Below are 23,034 nucleotides of genomic sequence, written 5' to 3' on the forward strand. Positions count from 1 at the left end.
AGGCCCACGATGGATGCCAACACCCTGATTGCGCGCACCGCCCTCGAGACCAGGACCGGGCCGTCCGACCTGGAGAACAAGGCCGCCCGGCCCGAGGGCGGGCCGGTCCGCTCGGCTCTCGACGAACTCGCCGCCGCCTTCGCGGCGTTCAAGGAGACCAACGACGCCCGACTCGGTGCAATCGAGGGACGCCTCGGCGCCGACGTGCTCACCGAGGAGAAGCTGGCCCGGATCGACGCGGCGCTCGACGCCGCCCGCACCCGCCTCGACCGGATCAGCCTGGAGCAGGCCCGGCCGCCGCTGGGCCGGCCGGGGTCCGGGGGGGAGGTGGCCGCGCACGAGCACAAGGCGGCCTTCGATCTCTACGTCCGGGCCGGCGAGAGCGCCGGGCTCAAGCGCCTCGAGGCTAAGGCCCTCGCGGCCGGCTCGGGGCCGGACGGCGGCTATCTGGTGCCGGACACGATCGAGCGGACCGTGCTGGCGCGCCTCGCCGAGGTGTCGCCGATCCGGTCCATCGCCAGCGTGCAGCAGATCTCCGGCGCCCAGTACAAGCGCGCCGTGTCGGTGGGAGCGCCCGCCACCGGCTGGGCGGCCGAGACGGCGCCGCGCCCGGAGACCGCTGCGCCGGCTCTGTCCGAGATCGCGTTCCCCGCCATGGAACTCTACGCGATGCCGGCCGCCACGCAGTCGCTCCTCGACGATGCCGTGGTGGATCTCGACGCTTGGCTGTCGAGCGAGGTGGAGGCCGCCTTCGCCGAGCAGGAGGGGATCGCCTTCGTGTCCGGCAACGGCGCGAGCCGTCCGCGCGGCTTCCTGAGCTACGACGCGGTGGCCAATACCGCTTGGGGACCGGGCAAGCTCGGCTTCGTTGCCACCGGAGCGGCCGGGGCCTTCCCGTCGAGCAATCCGGGGGATGTGCTGTTCGACCTCGTCTACGGGTTGCGGGCGGGCTACCGCCAGAATGCCGGCTTCGTGATGAACCGGCGCACCCAGAGCGCCATCCGGAAGTTCAAGGACGCGGAGGGCAACTACCTTTGGCAGCCGCCGCTCGCCGCCGGCCGGGCCGCGACCCTGATCGGCTTCCCGGTCACGGAGGCCGAAGCGATGCCCGATCTCGGCAAGGACAGTCTGTCGGTGGCCTTCGGCGACTTCCGCCGCGGCTATCTGGTGGTCGACCGCACCGGGATCCGCGTGCTGCGCGATCCGTACTCGGCCAAGCCCTTCGTGCTGTTCTACACCACCAAGCGCGTCGGTGGCGGGGTGCAGGACTTCCACGCGATCAAGCTGTTGAAGTTCAGCTGAGGCGACCGGCTAGTCGCGCGGGTCTCCCGCACGCCTCGGGCGCAAGGGACTTGCAGACCGGTACCGGCCGAGGATGAGGAGCGTGTTCCCGCGCCGGGAGGGAGAGGGAACACGTCGCCCTCTTCCCAGGCCGATCCGTGAACATCATGGCCCGCCGAGGGGAGAGGGCGCGTGTCGGGTCCGGACCGCACCGCGGCGGTGGCGCGGTCCGCAGGTCGACGACCGTCCTCAGCGCCCCTGGTTGCCGTCGCGCAGGGTGCCGGTCGGCTCCTGCACGTGGGCTTCGAGGAACCAGAGATGCTTGTCGACCGCGCGCGAGATCTCGGTGAACAGGTCGGCCGTGTCGGGGTCGCCCGCCTCGTCGGTCTCGTCGATGTTCTGCCGGACCGCGTTGGCGTAGCCGGCGTAGCTGTCGATCAGCGCGGCGATGTGGTCGGCGACGGCGTAGATACCGGTCGGGTAGGGCGGCAGCTTGGTGCGCTCGGCGACTGCCTGGGTCGAGCCGAAAGCCGTGGCGCCGAGCTGCACGGCGCGCTCGGCGACCTTGTCGTTGAGATCGTCGAGTTCGGTGCGGAAGCCGTCCAGCATCAGGTGGACGCCGATGAATTGCGGTCCCTTCAGGTTCCAGTGAGCCTGCTTGATCGCCAGGGCGAGATCGATCCCGTCCGCCAGGCGGGCGTTCAGGGCCTCGATCGAGACCTTCTTGGCGTTCGAGTCGGTGTTGTTGCGGGTCTTGTGCGCCCGGGGAGTGTTGCTGGTGCCGGTCTCAGCCATGCTTTCGCTCCGTGATCCGTCGATGGGTCGGATGCGAAAGCGCTGCTGCGCCCGCTGGTTCCCGCAGCCGCGAAGGATCCACGGAACCGTGAGGGCCGCCCGACGGTGCGTGGCTCAGCGGCGCCGGCCGGGACGCGCCATCCAGTCGGAACGATTGCCGCGCGGCAGAGCGTCGCCCACCTGGATCCGCGACAGTTCCGCGGACCGGGCGGCGATCCAGCCGGCATGCTCGGCCACCGGCGTCACGGCCGTGAAGCCGCCGCAGGCGGTCCGGCGCGCGCCCTGCTGCAGGGCGCCGCTCGACCAGCTCACCACGCCGACGATCCGGTAGCCACCGGGACCGCCGGCGAGGATCGGGCCGCCCGAATCGCCCAGGCACGCGCCGGCTCCGGACGTCTCCGCCATACGGCGCCGATCAGCCACCACGGTCACCCGGTTGGCCACCTGCAGCGAGCCGATCGAGACGAGATGCGCGAGCCGCAGGATGCGCGCCGTGTTCCGCCGGTTCTCGGCCACGACGCCGAAGCCCGCGATGTCGACGCTCTCGCCGGTGCCGATCGAGGCGGCCCCGCGCGGGTCGAGGGGCGCGTAATCGTTGCCGAGTGGACGTTCGAGCTTGAGCAGCGCCAGATCGACACCGGGTTGGTCCTCCGGGGTCGTGCCGGGCACGAAGTCGGGATGCATCGTGGCGGCGATGACCGGGGTCCGCTGCTGGCGGAAGCCGCGATCCACGCTGATCACCGTGTAGCCGGCCGGGCGCATCACGCAATGGGCGGCGCTGAGCACGAGATCCGGGGCGATCAGCGTACCCGAGCAGATCTCGCCCTCCGTGCTCTCGATGCGCACCACGAAGGTGCGCGCCCCGTTCGGGTCGTGGGTGGTCGTGCCGTTGATGACGGCCGCCGCCGGGCCTGGCATCAGGCCGGCAAGGGCGCCCAGCAGCGCGGCGCCGAGGAGGCCGCCGCCGAAGCGTCCGTGAAGGGTGCGCTCGCGGAGGCCGGCCTTGCGGATCGGGCGAGGGGACATCGGGCACTCCGGGCGCGCGCGGCGCGGTGAGGGGCGCCAACGGCAGGAGCGCGGCGCCAGGTGAGCCTAGAGCAAGGCAATGGCCCGGCCAAGCTGAGGTTCCTTGCGGAGACGCGTCGGTTCGCGCCGCTGGCCTCCCCCGGGAGGATTGAGGAGGCGGAGCGCTGGGGCGGCGGACGGAGCCGGAAATGCGCAGCCGTTTGCAGAAAATACCGTCGCGGCCCGCAGCAATCCGGTAGCCCTACCTCGCTATGAAAACGAAGCCGAGCAACCGATCACAGAGCTGGGCGTTCCCATCGCCTAGCGATAAGCGAAGCTTGATAACTGATACTGATTAGCGTTCAAATTTCGGGGCACCAGAAGAGAAATACAGGAGATATTTCGATGAATTGCTTGGACATCGCGTCAGTTCTGAGGGGTGAGGGTGATGATCGGCTTGATTCTGTCGGCTCTGGCGGGATTCCTGATCAGTTGGTTTTTCAGGGTCAGCCTGCTTGTCGCGGCTAGTGTAGCGCTCTTCGTCTTGGATGGCTGGTACATCGTGCTGAAACGCGATATCGTGCTCGAAGATATTCTGTTGTTGTTTGCCTATCTCGCCGCATTGCAGGGTGGATTCTTGCTGGGAGCCTTTGCAAAGCGTGGCCGTGCCGGAGGATGCGGTCTATAGCCACCAAATGAAACTGCCGCGGAGGTAACTCGCGGTCGACCAAAGAAGGATGGCCGCAGCCGCGAGCGTCAGGCCCAGACCTAAACGTTGCCGTTGAGTCAACATCCGCCGAAATTGCCTTGAGATGAAATTATTGGCGCGCCATCATCCGCGATCATGTCGATTCTTTGAATGTACGCCTCTTCACGTATGAGGCCTGCAACTGCGTCCATGACGGCGTCGATTATGCGCTAATCTGCTTTTTCATATAGACCTTAAGAAACCTGCGTTCCGTCAATCTGACCAAATTGGTATTCAATTCGTATCTGGTAACGCTGATGCGCTGGCAGCTAACGGCGCATCGATCGCGCCGATCGAGCCGACGCACCCGCGGACGGTTACGTCCGCGAGCGCCCCGCCGGGACCGCTGACGGCGTCGCATCAGAGCCATCGAGGCCTGGTCGGATCGTTCTGGACCTTGCCAGCCGATCGGGCATCAATCCGTCCAGCGGGCGCTTCGGTCCCAGCCGCCGAGCACGCGGTCGATCCAGCTGCGCTGCGGACCCAACAAGACACCCTGGGTGAGGCCGCCGCAGGTGCCGCCGATCCAGGCGGAGAGCGCGACCACGTTGCCCTCCGGTCCGCTGATCGGGCCGCCGGAATCGCCCTGGCAGGCGCCGCCGGCCGCGCCCTGTAGCCAGACCAGGATGCGGCTCGGCCCGTGAGGCTCGATCACCGGCAGGGTGACGCTCCGGTATGTGCCGGTGGAGCGCGGATCGCCGCCGGGCGTGGCGGCACCGTAGCCCGCCAGGGTCAGGCTCTCACCGGCCCGGGGCAGGGCAGTGCTCAGGGTCACCGGGGCGAAGCGCGGCGGCAGCGGCGTCGCGGTGCGCAGGAGCGCGAGGTCGATGGAGCGCCGCCGGGCCTTGGCGGCGCCCGCATCGTAGCCCGGATTCACGGCGCGCGCCGCGACCTCGATGAGGACCGGCTCACCAGCGGCGTCGCGGAAATGGACGCGGTGCTCGCCCGCGGCCGCGCAATGGCCGGCGGTCAGCACCGTATCGGGGGCGAGGACCACGCCCGAGCAGACGCCGCCGTTCGACGACAGCACCATCACGGCCCCACCGGGCGGCGCCTCCGTGCCGCCGACGACCGCCCCGGCCGGGAGACCTGTGAGCGACAGGGCCGCCGCGAGGACGGCGACAGCCGCCGGGCGGCGCTTCGAGACCAGCATCGAACCACCTGCGAGAGGGACGCGCGATGATCCCGTTACGCATCGACGCCGCCGCCGTCGAGCCGGTGAGCGTGGCCGAACTCCGCGCCTATCTGCGCCTCGATCCCGACGACGGCGGTGCCGAGGACGGGCTGCTCCAGGCTTTGATCACGGCGATGCGCGCGAGCCTGGAGATCGAGACCCGGCGTGTCCTGGTCCCGGGCCGTTACCGCATCGCCCTGGCCGCCTGGCCGGCGGACGGGCAGATCCCGCTGCCGTTGAGCCCGCTGGTGGCGCCGGTCCGCGCCGGCCTCGTGGAGGCGGCGGGCCGCGTGACCGACCTCGCCACCGGCCTCGTCCGCCTGGGACCCGACCCGGTCGAGGCCCCGTGCCTGCTGGTCGATCCGGCCGTGCCGGACCCCGCCGGCCGCACCATCCTGATTGAGGTCGCGGCGGGTTTCGGGGGCGACGGGCCGCCGCTGCCGGCCGCCCTGCGCCTCGCGATCCTGCGGCTGGCCGCCGCCCGCTACGAGCACCGCGGCGACGAGCCGGACGGCGTCCGCACCGATGCCGCCGACCTCGCGGCGCCCTTCCGCCGGATGCGGCTGTGAGCCCGCCTTCCGCGCCTTGTCCGCGATCCACCGGAGCCTCCCCGATGGCAACCCTGTTCCAACGGCCGGCCGTCGGGTCGCGTCGGCGGCGCTTCGTGCTCGAGCGGCCCCTGGAGGAGCCGGACGGGTTCGGGGGCGTGCTGCGCCGCTACGTGGCTGGTCCGGTCCTGTGGGGCGCGCTTGTTCCGGCGGGCGTGGTCGACCGGCCGGCGGGCGGACGCACCGACACGCTCCCCGCCTACCGGATCACCCTGCGGGGGCGGCCCGCGCTCGACCCGACCATGCGTCTCGCCGCCAGACCCCGCCGGTTCGCGATCCGGGCGGTGACGGAGCCCGACGCCCGGGGTCGCGACCTCGTCTGCCATGTCGAGGAGCTGCCGCGGGAGAGCCTGTCGTGACGGATCCGAGCGCACTTCTGGCGCTCCGCGCCGGCCTGATCGCCCGATTCGCCGCCGATGCCGCCCTCGCTTCCCTGCTGGGCGGCCGGGTTCGGCTCTACGACGAGCCGCCCCGGGGCTCCGTTCCCGTCTACGCGCTGTTCGGCGATTCCGAGATCCAAGACGATTCCGTCGACGGCGCCGAGCGCCATCGCCACAGCCACGAGATCGCGGTGATCGCGCGGCCCGGCTCGGTCCGGACCGCGCTCGACGCCGCCGAGCGCATGGCGGCGCTCCTCGGCGACGTCGGCCTGACGCTCGTGGGCTGTCGTCTCGTCACCCTGCGGGTGCGGGCCATCCGGGCCCATCGCGACACCCGGACCGGCGAGGCGCGGGCGAGCCTGACCGTCGAGGCGATCACCGAGACCCTGTGAGGAGGCAGTCGATGGGCGCGCAGAAGGGCAGGGACCTGCTGATCCGGGCCGGGGACGGCGCGGGGGGCTTCGTGGCGGTGGCGGGCCTGCGCAGCCGGCAGATCACCCTCAATGCCGAGACGGTGGACGTCACCAACGCCGATTCCGCCGGCCGCTGGCGCGAGCTGCTCGCCGGCGCCGGCGTCCGCCGGGCCGCCATCGCCGGCGCGGGCGTGTTCCGCGATCAGGCCTCGGATGCGCGCCTGCGGCTGATCTTCTTCGAGGGCGCCATCGAGAACTACCAGATCGTGGTGCCGGCCTTCGGACTCCTGGAGGGCCCGTTCCAGATCGCGAGCCTGGAATATCGGGGCGACCACGCCGGCGAGGTCACCTTCGATATGAGCCTCGACTCGGCGGGCGCGCTCGCCTTCACGGCGGCCTGAGCCATGGCGAACCGTATCCGCGGCGAGGTGCCGCTCGCGCTGGGTGGGCAGCGCTACACCCTCTGCCTGACCCTCGGGGCGCTCGCCGAGCTGGAGAGCGCGCTGCAGGCCGGCGACCTCGCGGGCCTGGCCGAGCGCTTCGCGGGCGGCCGGATCTCGGCGCGCGACCTGATCGCCCTGCTGGGCGTCGCCCTGCGGGGCGGCGGCCACGACCTTGACGACGCGGCGGTCGCGCGGCTGCCGCTGGCGGGGGGACTGGACGCCGTCTCGACAGCCCTCGGAGAGGTCCTCGCCGCCGCGTTCGGGGAGGCGCCGGGCCCGGCAAACCCTCGCTAGAGCCGTGGTCGGCCGCCCCGCTTCCGGCCACGGCTCGAAACACCGCCGGCTTCCCTTGGGACGACGCCCTGGCGCTCGGCCTCGGGGTGCTTCGCTGGCGCCCCCGTGACTTCTGGACGGTGACGCCGCGCGAGTTCGCCGCGGCGCTCGGGCGGCGTGCCGGACCGGAGCCGCTGAGCCGCGCCGCCTTCGAGCATCTGCTCGCCGCCTTTCCCGACCCGACCTGAGGCATCCCGATGGCCGAGACCAAATCCGACACGCAGGATGCCGCGCGGGTCAAGCAACTCGAGACCCTCGACCGGCTCGCGCAGAATTTCGGCCGCAGCCTGGACGCGGCGCTGACCCGAGGCGCCGCCTCGGGGCGCAGCCTCGACGGCGTGCTCGGCACGATCGGGACCAAGCTCGCCGGCGCCGCGGTCCGGGCGGCGGCCGGGCCGGTCCAGTCGGGGCTCACAGGCCTGATCAACACCGTGCTCGGGGCGGGCTCCGAGGCCGGATTCGCCCGGGGCGGCGTGTTCCGGGGCGGGCGGGTCCAGCCCTTCGCGGCGGGCGGGATCGTGGCCGCCCCGACCTACTTCCCGATGGCGGGCGGCACCGGCCTCATGGGCGAGGCCGGCCCGGAGGCGATCCTGCCCCTCGGCCGTGGCCCGGATGGCCGCCTCGGTGTCGCCGCCGGCGGAGCGCCGGTCCGGCCGGTCTCCGTGACCGTCAACATCGCGACCCCCGATCCGGGCGCGTTCCGCCGATCCGAGGCGCAGGTGACGGCGAGTCTCGCCCGGGCGGTGGCGCGAGGCCAGCGGGCGACCTGAGCGCCCGCGGAGACCAGGGAGACCCCGATGGCCGACGACTTCCACGAGGTGCTGTTCCCCCTCGACGTGTCGCTGCGCGCCAGCGGCGGTCCGCAGCGGCTGACCGAGATTGTGACCCTGGCCTCGGGCCGGGAGCACCGAAATGGCCGCTGGGCCGATTCCCGCCGTCGCTACGATGCCGGGTTCGGGATGCGCGGCCTCGACGCGCTGCACGCCGTGCTGGCCTTCTTCGAGGAGCGCCGCGGACGCCTCTACGGCTTCCGCTACCGCGACCGGGTCGATTGCCGGTCCGGACCGCCCGGCCGGGCGATCGGCCCCCTCGACCAGCCTCTCGGCACCGGTGACGGCGCCATGGCGGCCTTCCCACTCGCCAAGACTTACGGCAGCGGCTTCGCGCCCTACCGCCGCCGGATCGCCAAGCCGGTGGCGGGCAGCGTCCGGGTGGCAGTGTCGGGACAGGAGCTGGGTTCCGACGCCTTCGTGTGCGACCCGACCACCGGGCTCGTCACCTTCGCGGCGAGCCACGTCCCGGCCCAGGGCGCCGCCGTGACGGCGGGCTTCGCTTTCGACGTACCCGTCCGCTTCGACACCGACGACCTCACCGTCGACCTCGCGGCCTTCACGGCCGGGGAGATCCCCAAGGTGCCGCTCGTCGAGATCGTGCCCTGAGAGGCGACACCATGCGCGACATCCCGGAGGCCTTCGCGGCCCATCTCGCGGGGGGCGTGACGACCCTGTGCCGCTGCTGGTCGCTCCGGCGGCGGGACGGGCGCGCCCTCGGCTTCACCGATCACGACCGCGACCTGACCGTGGCGGGCCTCGTCCACGCCGCCCGGACCGGGCTGGAGGCCGCGGAGGCCAGCGCGGAGCTGGGCTTCGCGGTCTCCGGCGGTGACGTCGCGGGGGCGCTGAGCAGCCTCGGCCTCACCGAGGCCGACATCGCCGGCGGCCTGTACGACGGCGCCGCGGTGGAGACCTGGCTGGTGGACTGGACCAACCCCGAGACGCGTCTGCTCCTCGACGTGGCCACCATCGGCGAGGTGCGCCGGGAGGGCGACGCCTTCGTGGCGGAGCTGCGCGGCCTCACGCACCGCCTCGACGCCGAGCGCGGCCGCACCTTCCGCGCCACCTGTGGCGCCGATCTCGGCGATCCGCGCTGCCGGGTGGACCTCACCGCTTGGCAGACCACAGGCCGGGTGACGGACATCCCGGAACCCGCCACGCTCGCGGTGTCCCTAGCGGGCTCCTTCGCGGCGGGCCTGTTCACCGGCGGCCGCCTCGCCTGGACCTGGGGCGCCAATGCCGGGCTCACGGCGGATGTGCGCCTCCAGCTCGGCACGCTGCTCGAACTCTGGACCGTCCCGCCGCGGCCAGTGACTCCTGGCGACCGGTTCACCGTCACGGCCGGCTGCGACAAGCGCCTTGCCACCTGTCGCGACCGCTTCGCCAACGCGGTCAACTTCCAGGGCTTCCCGCACATGCCCGGCAACGACACGGTCCTGCGCACGGTATCGGGCTCTGATCACGTCCTCGACGGCGGGAGCCTGTTCCGATGAGCGCGATGCGGCGGGACATCGGCGCGGCGGCGCTCGGCGAGGCGCGCCTGTGGCTCGGGACGCCCTACCGGCACCAGGCCTCGCTGCGCGGGGTCGGCTGCGACTGCCTCGGGCTGCTGCGCGGGGTCTGGCGCGGGCTCTACGGCGCCGAACCGGAGACGCCGCCGCCCTACACCGCCACCTGGGCGGAATCCGCCCCGCCCGGCCGCGACCCGCTCACCGAGGCGGCCTTACGCCACCTCGTGCCTGTGGCCGATCCCCTGGCGGCGCGTGCGCCGCGCGCCGGCGACGTGCTGCTCTTCGCCTTCCGCGGCCATCTCCCGGCCCGCCACTGCGCCATCGCCACGGGCGACGGTGCCATGATTCACGCCCATGACCGCGCTGTGGTCACCGAGGTGGCGCTCACCGCATGGTGGCGGCGACATCTGACGGGGATGTTCCGGATTCCGGAGGCCGACTCCATGGGCCGAACATTTAGTCGCTGTTGCGAGGTCACGCGCCGGTCATCGGGAGGAGCGCCGTGATCGCCGGCCCATCGTCTTCACGACGTCCGCTGTGCATAGGCCCACACCATCACGGGGAAATTGGGCTCGTTACGCATGGATCCGAAGAATCCGCGCTTCTTCCATCCCGTGAAATTCGCAACGACGCAGGCCCGATTGCCCCAGGAATGCGTCTGGATGTCGTCTTTGCTGAAGCCGCCTTCCTGCAGGAGATAGGACAATCCTGTTTCCGTCCAGCGGGAGCAATCGATCGGTATGTTGTGAACCCTCAGAAGGAACGGTGTGGCGATGATGAAATGCCCGCCCGGTCTCAACATGCTGTAGACGTTTTTCGTGGCCCTCAGCGGGAACGGAATGTGTTCGAACACCTGATCCGCAATGATGAGGTCGAACTTCTCGTCGAGGGTATCGGTGCAGATGTCGAATTCGGGATATTCGGTGCCCGTGAAAGATTTGAATCGAAATTTGTCGTTCCACTGATTGCCTGCGGAGATTTCCAGGGCATCGAGGTTCTGGGCGCCGAGTTTCGATATGAAATCGAAGCATTCGGCATACATGACCTCCCGGACCCAGTCCGTCGTACCGTACCCGCATCGTTCCAGGATCGGCCGGATGGCCTGCTTCAGCCGAGGGCGCCTTCGGATGAAGGATGTCAGCAGGCCGATGCGTGCTTCGTCGATTACTTGGCTGGACATGACTCTGTTGTGCCGCCCGACAAAAGTTCCGATATTGATGCATATCCGCGCATCGGTTGCAAGTATCCGGAAATACGCATAAGTATTTTATTTGGAATGCTCTCTCCATGAAATTCGATTAAGTTGCGGAGATGGAACGCTGCAGCAGTAGCCGTGACGCGTGATCAGACGAAAATGAGTCTAAATATCGGCACAATTGCATTGAACTCGATATTGAGGAAATTTTTAAGCTAAAAATTATCCGGCAGACAGAAAAATCATACTTCGCAAGCGCGCAGCTTGAAGATCTACAAGTTTCGGAAATCTCTTGTGAAACGGCGAGCTGGAACATGCGTCGAGCGAGGGCTTGATTCCGAATTTGGCGCGCATCTGCCGGCGTCTTCAGATTCTCGGGCGGATTTTAAAGCACACGTCATGTTGCAGTTTGAGCTAAACCTGGGTTGTCGATTCGGCGAAGACCCTTCACGGAGTGCGCGGCAAGACGTGATTCGACTGGCGGCCTTCCTCGTAACGGAAGAGCAGGCCGCCGATCGCCAGCGCTCCCATCCGGGAGAGGCCACGACGTAGCGCGTCGATCCGCGTCGATCGGCACCGTGGAGAACGCGCAGGCTTCAGGGCTTGGCCAAGTGGGCCGGCACCGGGGGCAAACCTGCAAGCCGGGTTGTCCGAAGGTCGCGCGGCCCTCCCGGTGCGGTTCAGCCGTCGGTGTTCCGCGCAGCCCGGAAAGCAGTGCGCTGATCGTCAAGCTCCCTCCACCGGCAGGCCAGCCCTCCGGGCGGCGCCGTCGCGATCCCGTCCCCAACGCGTCGAGCCACGGTCCGTAGCCGATGCAGACACCGCACCGTCGCGCAGCCGCTGCGCTGAGGCTGGAGCCCGTCATGGCGACTCTGATCCTGTCTTCGGTCGGCTCGGCCGTCGGCACGGCGCTCGGCGGCCCGATCGGGGCCGTGGTCGGGCGGGCGCTCGGCGCGGCGGCAGGGGCCGGGCTTCAGGGGGCGCTGTTCGGCTCCGGGCGACACACGCGCTTCGTCGAGGGACCGCGGCTCGCCGACGTGGCCGGGCTCACCTCCTCGGAGGGCGATCCCATCGCCCGCGTCTACGGCCGGGCCCGCATCGGCGGCAGCCTGATCTGGGCGACGCGCCCGCTGGAGGTCGCCAATACCGCGGCGACGCGCGCCGCTTCGCCCGCGAAGAGCATGGGCAGCCAGAAGACCGTGACCACCCGGTATGCCTACTACGCCAACCTTGCGGTCGGCCTGTGCGAGGGGGAGATCGCCTGCGTCCGCCGGATCTGGGCGGACGGCAAGGAGATCGACCAGGTCGGCGTCACCCTGCGGGTCCATGCCGGCGGCCCCGATCAGGCCCCCGATCCGCTGATCGTCGCCAAGGAAGGGGCGGGGAACGCGCCGGCCTATCGGGGCCTCGCCTACGTGGTGTTCGAGAACCTGCCGCTTGCCGATTTCGGCAACCGCATCCCGCAATTCGCCTTCGAGGTGATCCGCCCGGTGAACGGCCTGTTCGGCCGGGTCCGCGCCGTCGACCTGATCCCCGGTGCCAGCGAGTTCGGCCTCGATCCGGACCGCGTCACCGTGGATCTCGGGCTCGGCCGGACCGAGGCCGCCAACCGCCACCAGCTTCAGCGGGCTACCGACGTCACGGCATCCCTGGATGCCCTCCAGGCGCTCTGCCCGAACCTGCGCCGGGTCGCCGTGGTGGCGACGTGGTTCGGCACCGACCTGCGGGCCGGATCCTGCCGGGTGGCGCCGAAGGTCGAGGCGCGCCGGAAGCGTGCATTGCCGGCTGATTGGAGCGTCGCCGGGATCACCCGCGCCGAGGCCGAGGTGGTCACGGTCCTGGCAGACGGGAATCCGGCCTATGGCGGGACGCCGTCGGATGACGGTCTGACCCGGCTCGCGGCCGACCTCGTGCGCCGCGGGATCGAGGTGACGCTCTACCCGTTCGTCATGATGGACGTGCCGGCCGGCACTGCGCTGCCCGACCCCCACGCGCCCGGCGCGACCCAGCCGCCCTACCCCTGGCGCGGCCGCATCACCTGCGATCCGGCACCCGGGCTCCCGGGCAGCCCCGACGGGACCGGCGCGGCCGACGCGCAGGTCGCGGCCTTCTTCTCGGCCGGCTACCGCGCCGAGGTGCTGCATTACGCCGATCTGGCGGCCGCATGGGCGGCCTCCGGCGCGCGGATCGCCGGCTTCGTGATCGGCAGCGAGTTCGTCGGTCTCACCCGGGTGCGCGGAGCCTCGGGCTACCCGGCCGTACAGGCGCTCCGTGCGCTGGCCGCGGAGGTGCGCGGTCGCCTCGGCCCGGGCGTAACCCTTGTCTATGGTGCGGACTGGACCGAGTACGGCGCCCATGTCCACGACGGGGGCGCCACGATCCGCTTTCCCCTCGATGACCTGTTCGCGGATCCCAACATCGGCGCGGTCGGGATCGACTGGTATCCGCCCGTTTCCGACTGGCGCGACAACCCGGATCACGCCGACTTCGCGGTCGCGGACGCCATCGACGACCGCGCTTACCTCAAGAGCCGTGGTGCCTCCGGCGAGGCGTTCGATTGGTCCTATGCCGATGCCGCCGGGCGCGCCGCGCAGGAGCGCCTCCCGATCCGGGACGGCGCCTACGGCAAGCCGTGGGTCTACCGCGCCAAGGACCTCGTGGCGTGGTGGTCGAACCCGCATGTGGAGCGCGACGGCGGCGTCGAGACCCGCGCCACCGCCTGGGTACCGATGGCCAAGCCGATCTGGCTCACCGAAATCGGCGTGCCGGCGGTGGACAAGGGAACCAACGGTCCCAACGTCTTCCCCGACCCGAAATCGTCCGAGAACGCCTATCCACCGGAATCCCGGGGCTTGCGCGACGAGCTGATCCAGCTGCGCGGGCTGGAGGCGGTGATCGCGCGGTTCGATCCCGCGGTGCCGGGCTTCTCGGAGGCCGACAATCCGGTTTCCCCGGTCTATGGCGGCCGGATGGTCGAGCCGGCCGGGATCTTCGTCTGGGCCTGGGATGCGCGGCCGTTCCCGGCCTTCCCCACCGTGCAATCCGTCTGGGCCGACACCGCCAACTGGCGCATCGGCCACTGGATCACGGGACGGATCGAGGGCTGCGACCTCGACCTCTTGGTCCGGCGCATCCTCGCGGATTTCGGCTTCGATGCGCCGGTCTCCGTCCAGGCTGCCGCCTATCTTGACGGCTACGTCATCGACCGGCCGCTCTCGGCTCGGGGCGCTCTGGAGACCTTGGCGCAGGTCTACGGCCTCGACGTCTCGGCGGTGGCCGGCACCCTGCGCCTGCGCGGGCCCCGCCGGGACCGCCCGGTGGTGCTGACGGAGGCCGATCTCGTCCGGCTCTCCGAGGACAAGCCCGTGCTCCGGCAGGTCCGGACCGAAGAGAGCGCCCTGCCGCGCTCCATCGAGCTCGGCATCACCGAATCCGAGAGCCCCGATTACCGCCGCGCCTCGGCCGCGGCCGTGCGGCCCGCCGGCCTGCGCCGACGCGAGACCCGGTTGGAGGCGGCCATCGTCACCCGCCGCGAGACCGGCGACGGCTTGGCCGAAGCGATCCTGGACCGCATCATCGCGGCCCACGACAGCGCGGTGTTCACCCTGAGCCCGCGCCGGGTCGAGCTGGAGCCCGGCGATCTCCTGGCCGTCCCGACGGACGTGCCGGGCGGCACGGTCCTGCGCAAGATCGACCGCATTGACGACGGGCCGACCGGCCGCCGCATCGAGGCCAGCGGGGTGCCGCCCCGGTCCGGACCGGGGCGCGGCGTACCCCGAAGCCAGGCCTTGCCGGCGCCGCCGCCGCCCGCCTTCTCCGGGCCGCCCCTGGCGCTCGCCCTCGATCTGCCGGTGGACCGCGGCAGCCCGACGGTTCTGCAATATTGCGCAGTGGCGGCGGAGCCCTGGCCCGGCCAGGCCGCGATCTGGCGCGCCGAGGGCGCGGGCGCCTTCGCGCTCCACGACCTCGTGGACTACCCGGCCTGCCTGGGTCGGACCCTCTCGGCGCTACCGTCCGGGCCGCTCTGGCGGCTCCAGCGCGGCGCGGCGCTCGACGTCACCCTGCGCCGGGGCGGTGCGCTCGCCTCCATCGGCGTGGCCGCGATGCTGGCGGGCGGCAACTTGTTCGCGCTGATCGGGCCGGGCGGCACCGTCGAACTGCTCGGCGCCGCTGAGGCGATCCTTACCGGCCCCGACACTTACCGGTTGTCGGGGCTCCTGCGCGGGGTCGCGGGCAGCGAGGAGGCCGCCGGCCGGATCGCCCCGGCGGGCAGCCTGATCGTCCGCCTCGACGACGGTGCAGTCGCGTCCCTGGTGGACCGGCTCGACGAGGCCGGCCGCGTCTTCCGCTACCGGGTCGGGCCGGCGGGCCGCGATCCGGGCGATCCGGCCTTCACGGAAATCACGGCCATGGCTGGCCTCGCGGCCTTGCGGCCGCTCCGGCCGGTCCACCTGCGGGCGCGCCGCGAGCCGCAGGGCGTGCGGCTCTCCTGGATCCGCCGGGCACGCCGTGACGGCGATGCCTGGGAGCCCGCCGAGATCCCGCTGGACGAGCCGGAAGTCTACGCGGTCACGATTCTCTCACGGGCGGGCACGGTTCTGCGCACCCTCAGGGCCGAGGCCCAGCAGATCCTGTACGCCGACGAGGCCGCCGATTTCGGCGGGGTCCAGGCGAGCCTCGACGTGGCCGTGGCCCAGCTCGGCGTCGTGGCGGGCCCGGGACCCGCCTGCCGCGCCCGCATCCCCGTCCGCTCGGCCTGAACGTTTGGGAGCCGCTCCATGTCCGACGCCACGCCCCATCTCGGCCTGCCGCTGATCGCCGCGAGCCAGGCCCAGAAGCACGTCACCCACAACGAGGCGCTCGGCCTCCTCGACGCGCTGGTCCAGCTCGCCTGCCTGGACAAGGACATGGCCGCGCCGCCACCGAGCCCCGCCGAGGGCGACCGCTACCTCGTCGTCGCGTCCGACCCCGGGGGTGCCTGGACGGGGCTCGCGGGCCAGGTGGTGCGCTATGCCGACGGCGTCTGGACCGGCGCGGTGCCGCGGGCAGGCTGGCTCGCCTACCTGATCGACGAGGCCGACCTCTACGTGTTCGACGGCGCCGCCTGGACGAGCTTCCGCCGGACGCTGACGGCGATCCAGAGCGTGAGCCGGCTTGGGATCAACACGGGGGCCGATTCCACCAACCGCCTCGCCGTCAAGGCGGACGCCGCGCTCCTGACCTGGGACGACGTCTCGCCCGGCTCCGGCGACATGCGGGTGTTCCTCAACAAGAAGGACCCGAGCCGCGAGGCCGGGCTGGTCCTCGAGACCGGGTATTCGGCCCGGGTCCTCCTGGGAACGCTGGGAAGCGACGACTTCACGCTCAAGGTCTCCCCCGACGGGGCCGCCTTCGCCACGGCGCTCACCGCCTCCGCGCGGACCGGAGGAGTCGACTTCGCCTCGGCCGAGACGGTGCTGGCCTCGGCGGCCACAGCCGATCTCGGCGGCGCCGGCACGCGGCGGGTCCTCGTCACCGGCACGGCGACGATCACGAGCTTCGGTGACACTCCCGACCGGGAGCGGTTCGTGCGCTTCGCGGGAGCCGCGCGGCTGGTTCACGACGGGGACAAGCTGGCGCTCCCGACCCGTTCCGACATCGTGACGGCGGCCGACGACACCTGTATCGCCACCTCGGACGCAGCGGGACGCTGGCGCGTGCGCCACTACCAGCGCGCCGACGGGACGCCGCTCGCGATCGGCGCGCAGGCGCTCGGCCCCAACGGGTCGGCGAGGCTGCCGGGTGGGCTGATCCTGCAATGGGGGCTCGCGACCAGCGCCGATCCGGATTTCTCGGTGCCATTCAACCTCGCCTTCCCGAATGCGTGCTGGGGCGTCTGGACGCAGCCGGTCGCCCAGGACGCATCCGCGCTCTACGCGACGCAGGTGAGCGATCTCACGACGGCGCATTTCGCGATCCGGAACCGCTGCGCCACCGCCGGGTCGGTCAAAGGCGCGGGAAACGTTCCGACCTTCTGGCTGGCGCTGGGCTCCTGAGCCATCAGCCCGGGGCGAGGGCCGCCAGCATCGCTGGCTCGACCGCCGCATAGCCCGCCGCGTTGAGGTGGATCCCGTCGTCGGTCAACTCCCGGCGGAGCGCCCCCGAGGCCGTGGCGAGCGGGGTGTGATAGTCGATCAGGGCGGCCGCGCTCGCCCGGCAATAGGTCTCGATCCACGCATTCAGGGCGCGGATGCGCGCTACCGGCCGCAGCTCGGGGCGCCAGCCCCAGAAGTCGCTCGGCATCACGGTCCCGATCCAGAGCGGCAGGCCGGCCTCGTAGGCCAGCCGGCCCATGGCGAGGATGTTCTCCCGGATCTCCAGGTCGGAGACCGGACCGCCGATCGCCGCGATGTCGTTGATCCCGCAGAGCAGGTGGATTCCGCGCGCGCCCGCCGCATCCCGGAGGAACCGCGCCCGGATCTGCCCGCTCGTCTGGCCCGGGACGCCCCGGGCCACGAAGCCGTGCCGCGCGAAGGTCTCGGCCCGCTGGAGCCCCCAGGCTGCGGTGATCGAATCGCCGATGAATACCAGCGGCCGGTCCTGACGACTTCCCACGCTGTCCCCCGTCCCCACCGCGCCGGCCCCCGTAGCCCGCCGGCGTCCCGCACGCCACCGACCGGAGCAGGCCCATGCAGAGTGTCCGACCGGCCCGGGCAACGGGCGAAGTCTTCCCGACCGAATGCCGCCGCCTCGGCCCACGCCTGATGTGCGACCTCGGCCTGACCGAGGTCCAGGCCGCCGGGCTCCTGGGCAATCTCGGCCACGAGAGTGGTGGGTTCCGCCAGCTCCAGGAGATCGCGCCCGCCGTGCCGGGCTCCCGAGGCGGGTGGGGACTCGCCCAGTGGACCGGTCCTCGGCGGGCGGCGATGGAAGCCTGGTGCCGGGCGCACGGCCTCGACCCGGCCTCGCCGGAAGCCGGCTATGGCTATCTCTGCGTCGAGTTGCGCACCACCGAGGCGCCGGCGCTCGCCGCCCTGAAGCAGGCCCTGACCCTCGAAGCCGCCACCGAGGCGGTGTGCCGGCACTTCGAGCGGCCCGGCATCGCCGCCCTCGCGAGCCGGCTTATCTGGGCGCGCCGCGCCCTGGCCGCTCTCCGAACTGACTCCGCCGGGTCCGCTCCGCCGTCCCGGAGGGCGAGGCAGCCCTGAGCCGCGCCCGCCGAACCCGATCCCGAGCCGGCCGGGTCCGCCGCGCGATCACCGAAGGAGATCGACCATGACACACCGCATCCGCGCGAGGCTGACCCGCGTCTGCGCCACGCTCCCGTTCGCTGTCCTCGTGTCCCCGGCGCTCGCCGCCCAGCCCACGACGGGCGTGACGGTGCCGTGGGGTGATTGGCTGGTCGCCTTGCTGCAGCCGGTCTCGGCGGTCCTCGTGCCGCTCGCCGCCGCGTCGGTGACCGCCGGCATCGCCCGGGTCGCGCCCTGGGCCGCCTCCGTGCTCACCCGGGACCGGGTCGAGGCCGCGATCCGGGCCGGCGCCGCGTTCGGCCAGAACGCCGTGGCCGGCGCCGCCCAGGGCCGGACCGTCAGCGTCGATCTCGGCTCCGCGGTGGTCACCGCGGGGGCCCGGCACGTGCTCGCCACCGCGCCCGCCCACGTCGTCCGGACGGCCGGGGGCATCGAAGGCGTCGCCGCGCGGATCTTCCGGGCCCTACCTCTCGATCCGCAAGCGAGCGTAGCGAACGTCCTCGCACCGGCGCTGACGGAGCTGCGGGAGCCGAACGGTCACGGGCCGGGCGCACCGCGCCGGGGTTGACGCCGCGCGCCCGGAGCCTCGTGGGATCGGAGTGGAAGGCCATGGATTCCCTTCACAACCCGCGCAGGCCGGCCGGGCGCGTGGCCGAGCCGCCCGATGACGAGAGCGGCCCCGACGTCGCCCTCGGCGGTCGGGCGCGGACGATCCGCTTCCCGCCCTTCTGGCACACGTGGTTCGCCCGCCAGACCGAGCCGCGCCTCGCCGCCCTCGACGAGCTGGTCGACGCGCATGTCGAGCGGCGGGCGCTGCGCCGCTACCTTCGGCGGCTCAAGCACGCGGCGGTGTTGTCCTTCCTCGCCGCCGCGGCGACGGCGCACTGGTTCTCGGACCAGATCGCCTGGCTTGTCGCGCGCATCCCGGCCCTGCGGGCGTTCTGGAAGCTTGTCGTGGGAGAGTGAGATGTGCCTGCGCTGGGATCCGATCCTCGACCGTCTCTGGCTGGCCCTGTCGGGGGCCGCGGTCGTAGCGGCGTCGCTCCATCTGGGTGCGCAGCTCGGCTTCCGGAGCTGGATTTCCGGAGCCGGCGCCGCCGTCGTGGTCGCACGGGGGGCCGCGCCGGCGGCGGTCATCCGTTCGGATGGGCCCGGACAGGGGTGCCGTCGCGCCGTCGCGCCTCCGCCTCGGTGACCCGGTCCGGAGCGCTGTCCGAACCTGCGCGCGCCGTGGAACCGGCCGACGCCTGGACCGTAAGGCCGGCACGGCGTCGTTCGCATCCGATCGCCCACGAACCCGCCTCGGAGCGAAGTCCGCGTTTCCGCCGCATGACGGACGCGGCTCCATATTCAGGGCGCATTCAGTGCCCTCGGACCACATCTCCTGCCAATGCGCTACGCCATCGCCCTCGTCGCCATCAGCCTGACCGCCGCGGCCCTCGCCGCGGGCGGCCTCGGCTCCATGGCCGATGACGGGCCGGCCCCGCAGACGGGCACCGTTTCCAGCCAGGCGCCGCTGCGGATCGAGAACTGCCTGTCGCCCGCGGACATGCGCGAGGAGGTCGGCGAGCGGCGGGTGATCCCGCCCGTGGCGGCGATCCGCGCAGCCCGGTCGGTGATCCCCCGGGCGGAGATCCAGCGGGCGAGCCTATGCCGTTACGAAGACAACCTCGTATACATGCTCACCGCCTTGCGCCGGGACGGGCACTTCGTGCACGTCATTGTCGATGCGCGCACCGGCACTGTCGCGGGACAATATTGAGCGGGCGCCCAACCCGTCTTGGAATGGAGTGAGCCGTGCGTCTGCTCGTCGTGGAGGATGACAAGGACATCAACCGGCAGGTGGTCGCCGCCCTTGAGGAGGCGGGCTACGTCGCCGACAAGGCCTATGACGGCGAGGAGGGCGGCTATCTCGGCGAGAGCGAGCCTTACGACGCCATCATCCTCGACATGGGCCTGCCCAAGGCCGACGGGGTCACGGTGCTCCAGAAGTGGCGCCGGGCCGGCGTGAAGACGCCGGTGATCATCCTCACCGCCCGGGACCGCTGGTCCGACAAGGTCGACGGCTTCGATGCCGGCGCGGACGACTACGTCACCAAGCCCTTCCACATGGAGGAGCTGATGGCGCGCGTCCGCGCGCTGCTGCGCCGCGCCGCCGGCCACGCCTCCAGCCAGATTTCCTGCGGGCCCGTGACCCTCGACACGCGCTCCGGCAAGGTCTTCGTGGACGGCGCCCAGGTAAAGCTCACGAGCCACGAATACCGGTTGCTCTCCTACCTGATGCACCATACCGGCCGGGTCGTCTCCCGGGCCGAGCTCACAGAGCACCTCTACGACCAGGATTTCGACCGGGATTCGAACACGATCGAGGTGTTCGTCGGGCGCCTGCGCAAGAAGCTGGCGGTCGATCTGATCCAGACCGTGCGTGGCCTCGGCTATCTCGTGGATCCCAACCAGCAGCCGGCGCGGATGTGACGGCCGTGGCAGGGTCCGGCGCGCTGCCGGCCGTGTTCATGCGCGGCGGCACCAGCAAGGCGCTGATGCTGCACCGGCGCGACGTGCCGGGCGACCTCGCCGCCTGGGAGCCGGTCTTCCTCTCCGCCATAGACAGCCCCGACCCGTTCGGGCGGCAGCTCAACGGCATGGGCGGGGGCGTCTCGTCGGTCTCGAAGATCTGCGTCGTCGAGCGCTCGGCGCGGCCGGACGCCGATATCGACTATACCTTCGTGCAGGTGGTGGTCCGCGACGGGCGCATCGACCTCTCGGGCAATTGCGGCAACATGCTCTCGGCCGTGGGACCGTTCGCGGTGGACGAGGGCCTCGTTCAGGCCGGTGACGGCCCGGTGCGACTGCGGATCTACAACACCAACACGCGGAAGCTGATCGAGGCGAGCTTCGACGTGCGGGAGGGCCGCGCCATCTACCGGGGCGACCTCGCCATTCCCGGTGTCACCGGCACCGGCGCGCCGATCCGCCTCGATTTCGTGGATCCGGGCGGCGCCACGACCGGGCGGCTCCTGCCAACGGGGGCCGTCCGCCAGGATCTGGACGTGCCGGGGCTCGGCCGGATCGAGGCCTCGCTGGTGGATGCGGCCAATGCCTGCGTGTTCGTCCGCGCCGCCGATCTCGGGCTTTCCGGCACCGAGCTGCCCGTCGCCCTGGAAGCGGTGCCCGGTCTCCTCGACCGGCTCGCGCAGATCCGCCGGGCCGCCTCCGTAGCCATGGGCATCGCGCCGGACCTTGAGGCGGCCGCACGCATCGTCCATGTGCCCTTCGTGGGCCTCGTCGCGCCGCCGCAGGATTCCGGCACCCTCTCCGGCGAGGCGCTCCGCTCCGGTGATGTCGACCTGACGGCCCGGGTGATCTCCAACGGCGTGCCGCACCAAGCCCTGCCCCTCACCGCGACCCTGGGCCTCGCCGTCGCCGCTCGAATCGCGGGCAGCCTCGTCAACGAGGCCGCACGCCCCACCGATGCGGCCCTGCGGGTGGGCATGCCCTCCGGGATCCTCACGGCCGATGCGTCCGTGGTCCGGGACGGCGACGGCTGGCGGGCCGAGCGCGGCTCATTCTTCCGCACGGCGCGCCCGCTGATGCGCGGCGAAGTCTTCTATGATGCGCTGGCGCCCGATCGCGCGTAGGCGCTGCTGCGATGACCGACTTCCTGGGCCTCTTCTCCCTGCGCCGCCGCTCCATCGCGGTGCGGCTTGCCGTCTCAGCCTTCCTGTCGAGCTCCGCGATCCTGCTGATCGCCGCCTGGATCCTGACCACCCTCTATCGCGAGAACACCGAGCGGGGCTTCGACAGCCGGCTCCTCGTCTTCGCCAACAACCTCGCCACGGATCTCGTCTCGCCCAACGATCCCGAGAGCCGGACCTTCTCGCTCGGCGATCCGCGCTTCGACCTGCCCCTCTCCGGCTGGTACTGGCAGGTCGGCAAGCCCGATTCGAAGCCTCGGGACGTGCGCACGTCCCGGTCCCTCGTCGGCGTACCGCTGCCACCCGCCACGGATTCGGAAGGCAAGGTCGGGGTCGGGCAGATTCGCCAGGGCTACGGCAAGGCGCAGGACGGGCGCCTGCTGCGGATCATGGAGCGCGACGTCGATCTGGGCGAGGAGGGCCGCTACACGGTCCGGGTCGCCGGGCCGGCGGACGAGATCGTCAACGACGTCGACCGGTTTCGCAACTCGCTGACCATCACCTTCGGCCTGCTCGGCCTGTCGCTGGCGATCACCACCCTGCTGCAGATCCGGTTCGGCCTCGCACCCCTGAAGAAGATGCGCGCCGCGCTGGGCGCCGTGCGGCGCGGCGAGGCCGACCGCATCACCGGTACCTATCCCCGCGACATCGCCCCGCTCACCGGCGAGGTGAACCTCCTGATCGAGACCAACCGCGAGATCCTGGAGCGCGCCCGCACGCAGGTCGGCAACCTCGCCCACGCGCTCAAGACGCCGCTCTCGATCATCGTCAACGAGGTCGGCGCTTCGGACGCTCCGGAGGAACTCGCACAGAAGATCCGCGAGCAGGCCGCGGTGATGCGCGACCAGGTGAATTACCACCTCGACCGGGCCCGGGCCGCGGCACTCGCCGGCACGCTCGGCACCTCCACGGAGGTCGAGCCGGCGCTGGCGGGCCTCGTGCGCACCTTCGGGAAGATCTACCGGGACAAGGATATCGCCTACGACGTCCACGTTCCCCCGGGCCTGCGCTTCCGCGGCGAGCGCCAGGATTTCGAGGAGATGGTCGGCAACCTCGTCGACAACGCCTCGAAATGGGCCCACGGCCGGGTGGCGATCCGGGCCGAGGCCGTGGCCAAGGACGATTATCCGCACCTCGTCGTGGCCATCGAGGATGACGGCCCCGGCCTGCCGCCGGAGGCCCGGCAGGCCGTGCTCGGCCGGGGGCGGCGCCTCGACGAATCGAAGCCCGGCTCCGGCCTCGGCCTGTCCATCGTGGCCGATCTCGCCGCCCTGTATCGCGGGCGCTTCACCCTCGAACAGGCGGCGCTCGGGGGCTTGCGGGCGGTGCTGGAGGTCCCGGGTGATGCCCCGGTCGGGGCCGCGACGCACTGAGGCGGCGCGGCCTTCGAC

26 protein-coding genes and 1 pseudogene are annotated in these 23,034 nt (G+C 71.4%); 22 read left to right on the forward strand and 5 right to left on the reverse strand.

What is annotated here, in order from left to right; all coding sequences use genetic code 11:
* The first annotated feature begins 9 nt into the window (after positions 1–9).
* Complete coding sequence (locus ACYCO6_RS35275) at positions 10–1,302, forward strand: phage major capsid protein (protein WP_459768186.1); 1,293 nt, start codon at positions 10–12, stop codon at positions 1,300–1,302.
* A gap of 228 nt (positions 1,303–1,530) precedes the next feature.
* Here ACYCO6_RS35275 and dps read toward each other — a convergent pair whose 3' ends face one another.
* Both dps and ACYCO6_RS35285 read right to left on the reverse strand, forming a co-directional pair.
* A complete protein-coding gene (gene dps / locus ACYCO6_RS35280) occupies positions 1,531–2,076 on the reverse strand; it encodes a DNA starvation/stationary phase protection protein Dps (protein ID WP_459768188.1) in 546 nt (181 codons plus the stop codon).
* Between the two features lie 114 nt (positions 2,077–2,190).
* Positions 2,191–3,102 (reverse strand): S1 family peptidase, encoded by a 912-nt coding sequence (locus tag ACYCO6_RS35285; RefSeq protein ID WP_459768191.1) that lies wholly within the window; start codon positions 3,100–3,102, stop codon positions 2,191–2,193.
* A 427-nt stretch (positions 3,103–3,529) separates the two neighbouring features.
* On the opposite strand from ACYCO6_RS35285, the gene ACYCO6_RS35290 reads away from it, so the two are divergent.
* Positions 3,530–3,769 (forward strand): hypothetical protein, encoded by a 240-nt coding sequence (locus ACYCO6_RS35290; RefSeq protein WP_459768192.1) that lies wholly within the window; start codon positions 3,530–3,532, stop codon positions 3,767–3,769.
* Between the two features lie 475 nt (positions 3,770–4,244).
* Here the strand turns inward: ACYCO6_RS35290 and ACYCO6_RS35295 are convergent, their stop codons facing one another.
* Positions 4,245–4,982 carry a S1 family peptidase gene (locus ACYCO6_RS35295; protein ID WP_459768194.1) on the reverse strand — a complete coding sequence of 246 codons (738 nt, stop codon included), beginning with the start codon at positions 4,980–4,982 and terminating at the stop codon, positions 4,245–4,247.
* Positions 4,983–5,008: 26 nt separating this feature from the next.
* Here ACYCO6_RS35295 and ACYCO6_RS35300 point away from each other — a divergent pair, with 26 nt between their 5' ends.
* From ACYCO6_RS35300 to ACYCO6_RS35345, 10 genes and pseudogenes are all read left to right on the forward strand, one after another.
* Positions 5,009–5,572, forward strand: coding sequence for a head-tail connector protein (locus ACYCO6_RS35300; RefSeq protein ID WP_459768196.1), 564 nt, complete (start codon positions 5,009–5,011; stop codon positions 5,570–5,572).
* Positions 5,573–5,616: 44 nt separating this feature from the next.
* Complete coding sequence (locus ACYCO6_RS35305; RefSeq protein ID WP_459768199.1) at positions 5,617–5,970, forward strand: head-tail adaptor protein; 354 nt, start codon at positions 5,617–5,619, stop codon at positions 5,968–5,970.
* A complete protein-coding gene (locus tag ACYCO6_RS35310) occupies positions 5,967–6,383 on the forward strand; it encodes a DUF3168 domain-containing protein (protein ID WP_459768201.1) in 417 nt (138 codons plus the stop codon). The genes ACYCO6_RS35305 and ACYCO6_RS35310 overlap by 4 nt, the downstream gene beginning before the upstream one ends.
* Positions 6,384–6,394: 11 nt before the next feature.
* Positions 6,395–6,805 carry a phage major tail protein, TP901-1 family gene (locus tag ACYCO6_RS35315; protein WP_459768203.1) on the forward strand — a complete coding sequence of 137 codons (411 nt, stop codon included), beginning with the start codon at positions 6,395–6,397 and terminating at the stop codon, positions 6,803–6,805.
* Between the two features lie 3 nt (positions 6,806–6,808).
* Positions 6,809–7,141, forward strand: coding sequence for a gene transfer agent family protein (locus tag ACYCO6_RS35320; protein ID WP_459768205.1), 333 nt, complete (start codon positions 6,809–6,811; stop codon positions 7,139–7,141).
* A gap of 59 nt (positions 7,142–7,200) precedes the next feature.
* Positions 7,201–7,368 (forward strand): annotated as a pseudogene (locus ACYCO6_RS35325) (rcc01693 family protein); the annotation flags it as partial.
* A gap of 9 nt (positions 7,369–7,377) precedes the next feature.
* Positions 7,378–7,950, forward strand: coding sequence for a phage tail tape measure protein (locus ACYCO6_RS35330; protein WP_459768207.1), 573 nt, complete (start codon positions 7,378–7,380; stop codon positions 7,948–7,950).
* A gap of 27 nt (positions 7,951–7,977) precedes the next feature.
* On the forward strand, positions 7,978–8,619 hold the full coding sequence (locus tag ACYCO6_RS35335; protein ID WP_459768209.1) for a phage distal tail protein, Rcc01695 family: 642 nt from the start codon (positions 7,978–7,980) through the stop codon (positions 8,617–8,619).
* An 11-nt stretch (positions 8,620–8,630) separates the two neighbouring features.
* The gene (locus ACYCO6_RS35340) at positions 8,631–9,506 is read left to right on the forward strand and encodes a DUF2163 domain-containing protein (protein WP_459768211.1); all 876 of its coding nucleotides are present in this window, start codon (positions 8,631–8,633) and stop codon (positions 9,504–9,506) included.
* Positions 9,503–10,030 carry an NlpC/P60 family protein gene (locus ACYCO6_RS35345; RefSeq protein ID WP_459768213.1) on the forward strand — a complete coding sequence of 176 codons (528 nt, stop codon included), beginning with the start codon at positions 9,503–9,505 and terminating at the stop codon, positions 10,028–10,030. Before ACYCO6_RS35340 ends, ACYCO6_RS35345 begins: the two co-directional genes overlap by 4 nt.
* A gap of 17 nt (positions 10,031–10,047) precedes the next feature.
* Here the strand turns inward: ACYCO6_RS35345 and ACYCO6_RS35350 are convergent, their stop codons facing one another.
* Positions 10,048–10,704 carry a methyltransferase domain-containing protein gene (locus tag ACYCO6_RS35350; protein ID WP_459768215.1) on the reverse strand — a complete coding sequence of 219 codons (657 nt, stop codon included), beginning with the start codon at positions 10,702–10,704 and terminating at the stop codon, positions 10,048–10,050.
* 878 nt (positions 10,705–11,582) lie between these two features.
* On the opposite strand from ACYCO6_RS35350, the gene ACYCO6_RS35355 reads away from it, so the two are divergent.
* Together ACYCO6_RS35355 and ACYCO6_RS35360 are read left to right on the forward strand one after the other, a co-directional pair.
* On the forward strand, positions 11,583–15,479 hold the full coding sequence (locus tag ACYCO6_RS35355) for a baseplate multidomain protein megatron (RefSeq protein ID WP_459768217.1): 3,897 nt from the start codon (positions 11,583–11,585) through the stop codon (positions 15,477–15,479).
* A gap of 18 nt (positions 15,480–15,497) precedes the next feature.
* Entirely contained in the window at positions 15,498–16,754 is a 1,257-nt protein-coding gene (locus ACYCO6_RS35360; protein ID WP_459768219.1) for a DUF2793 domain-containing protein, read from the forward strand.
* Positions 16,755–16,758: 4 nt separating this feature from the next.
* On the opposite strand, the gene ACYCO6_RS35365 is transcribed toward ACYCO6_RS35360, so the two are convergent.
* The gene (locus ACYCO6_RS35365) at positions 16,759–17,313 is read right to left on the reverse strand and encodes a GDSL-type esterase/lipase family protein (protein WP_459768221.1); all 555 of its coding nucleotides are present in this window, start codon (positions 17,311–17,313) and stop codon (positions 16,759–16,761) included.
* Between the two features lie 74 nt (positions 17,314–17,387).
* Here ACYCO6_RS35365 and ACYCO6_RS35370 point away from each other — a divergent pair, with 74 nt between their 5' ends.
* The 8 genes from ACYCO6_RS35370 to ACYCO6_RS35405 all read left to right on the forward strand — a co-directional run bounded on the left by ACYCO6_RS35370 (position 17,388) and on the right by ACYCO6_RS35405 (position 23,016).
* Positions 17,388–17,906: a phage tail tip lysozyme gene (locus ACYCO6_RS35370; RefSeq protein WP_459768222.1), complete on the forward strand. Its 519-nt coding sequence runs from the start codon at positions 17,388–17,390 to the stop codon at positions 17,904–17,906.
* Between the two features lie 67 nt (positions 17,907–17,973).
* Positions 17,974–18,516, forward strand: coding sequence for a hypothetical protein (locus tag ACYCO6_RS35375; protein ID WP_459768223.1), 543 nt, complete (start codon positions 17,974–17,976; stop codon positions 18,514–18,516).
* A gap of 41 nt (positions 18,517–18,557) precedes the next feature.
* Positions 18,558–18,914: a hypothetical protein gene (locus tag ACYCO6_RS35380; RefSeq protein ID WP_459768224.1), complete on the forward strand. Its 357-nt coding sequence runs from the start codon at positions 18,558–18,560 to the stop codon at positions 18,912–18,914.
* Position 18,915: 1 nt separating this feature from the next.
* Positions 18,916–19,143: a hypothetical protein gene (locus tag ACYCO6_RS35385; RefSeq protein WP_459768225.1), complete on the forward strand. Its 228-nt coding sequence runs from the start codon at positions 18,916–18,918 to the stop codon at positions 19,141–19,143.
* 195 nt (positions 19,144–19,338) lie between these two features.
* Entirely contained in the window at positions 19,339–19,710 is a 372-nt protein-coding gene (locus ACYCO6_RS35390) for a PepSY domain-containing protein (protein ID WP_459768226.1), read from the forward strand.
* Between the two features lie 35 nt (positions 19,711–19,745).
* Positions 19,746–20,423: a response regulator transcription factor gene (locus tag ACYCO6_RS35395; RefSeq protein WP_459768227.1), complete on the forward strand. Its 678-nt coding sequence runs from the start codon at positions 19,746–19,748 to the stop codon at positions 20,421–20,423.
* A gap of 5 nt (positions 20,424–20,428) precedes the next feature.
* Positions 20,429–21,586, forward strand: coding sequence for a PrpF domain-containing protein (locus tag ACYCO6_RS35400; protein WP_459768228.1), 1,158 nt, complete (start codon positions 20,429–20,431; stop codon positions 21,584–21,586).
* Between the two features lie 11 nt (positions 21,587–21,597).
* Entirely contained in the window at positions 21,598–23,016 is a 1,419-nt protein-coding gene (locus tag ACYCO6_RS35405) for a sensor histidine kinase (RefSeq protein WP_459768229.1), read from the forward strand.
* The last annotated feature ends 18 nt before the right edge of the window (positions 23,017–23,034 follow it).

Source organism: Methylobacterium sp. CM6257, from assembly GCF_054611515.1.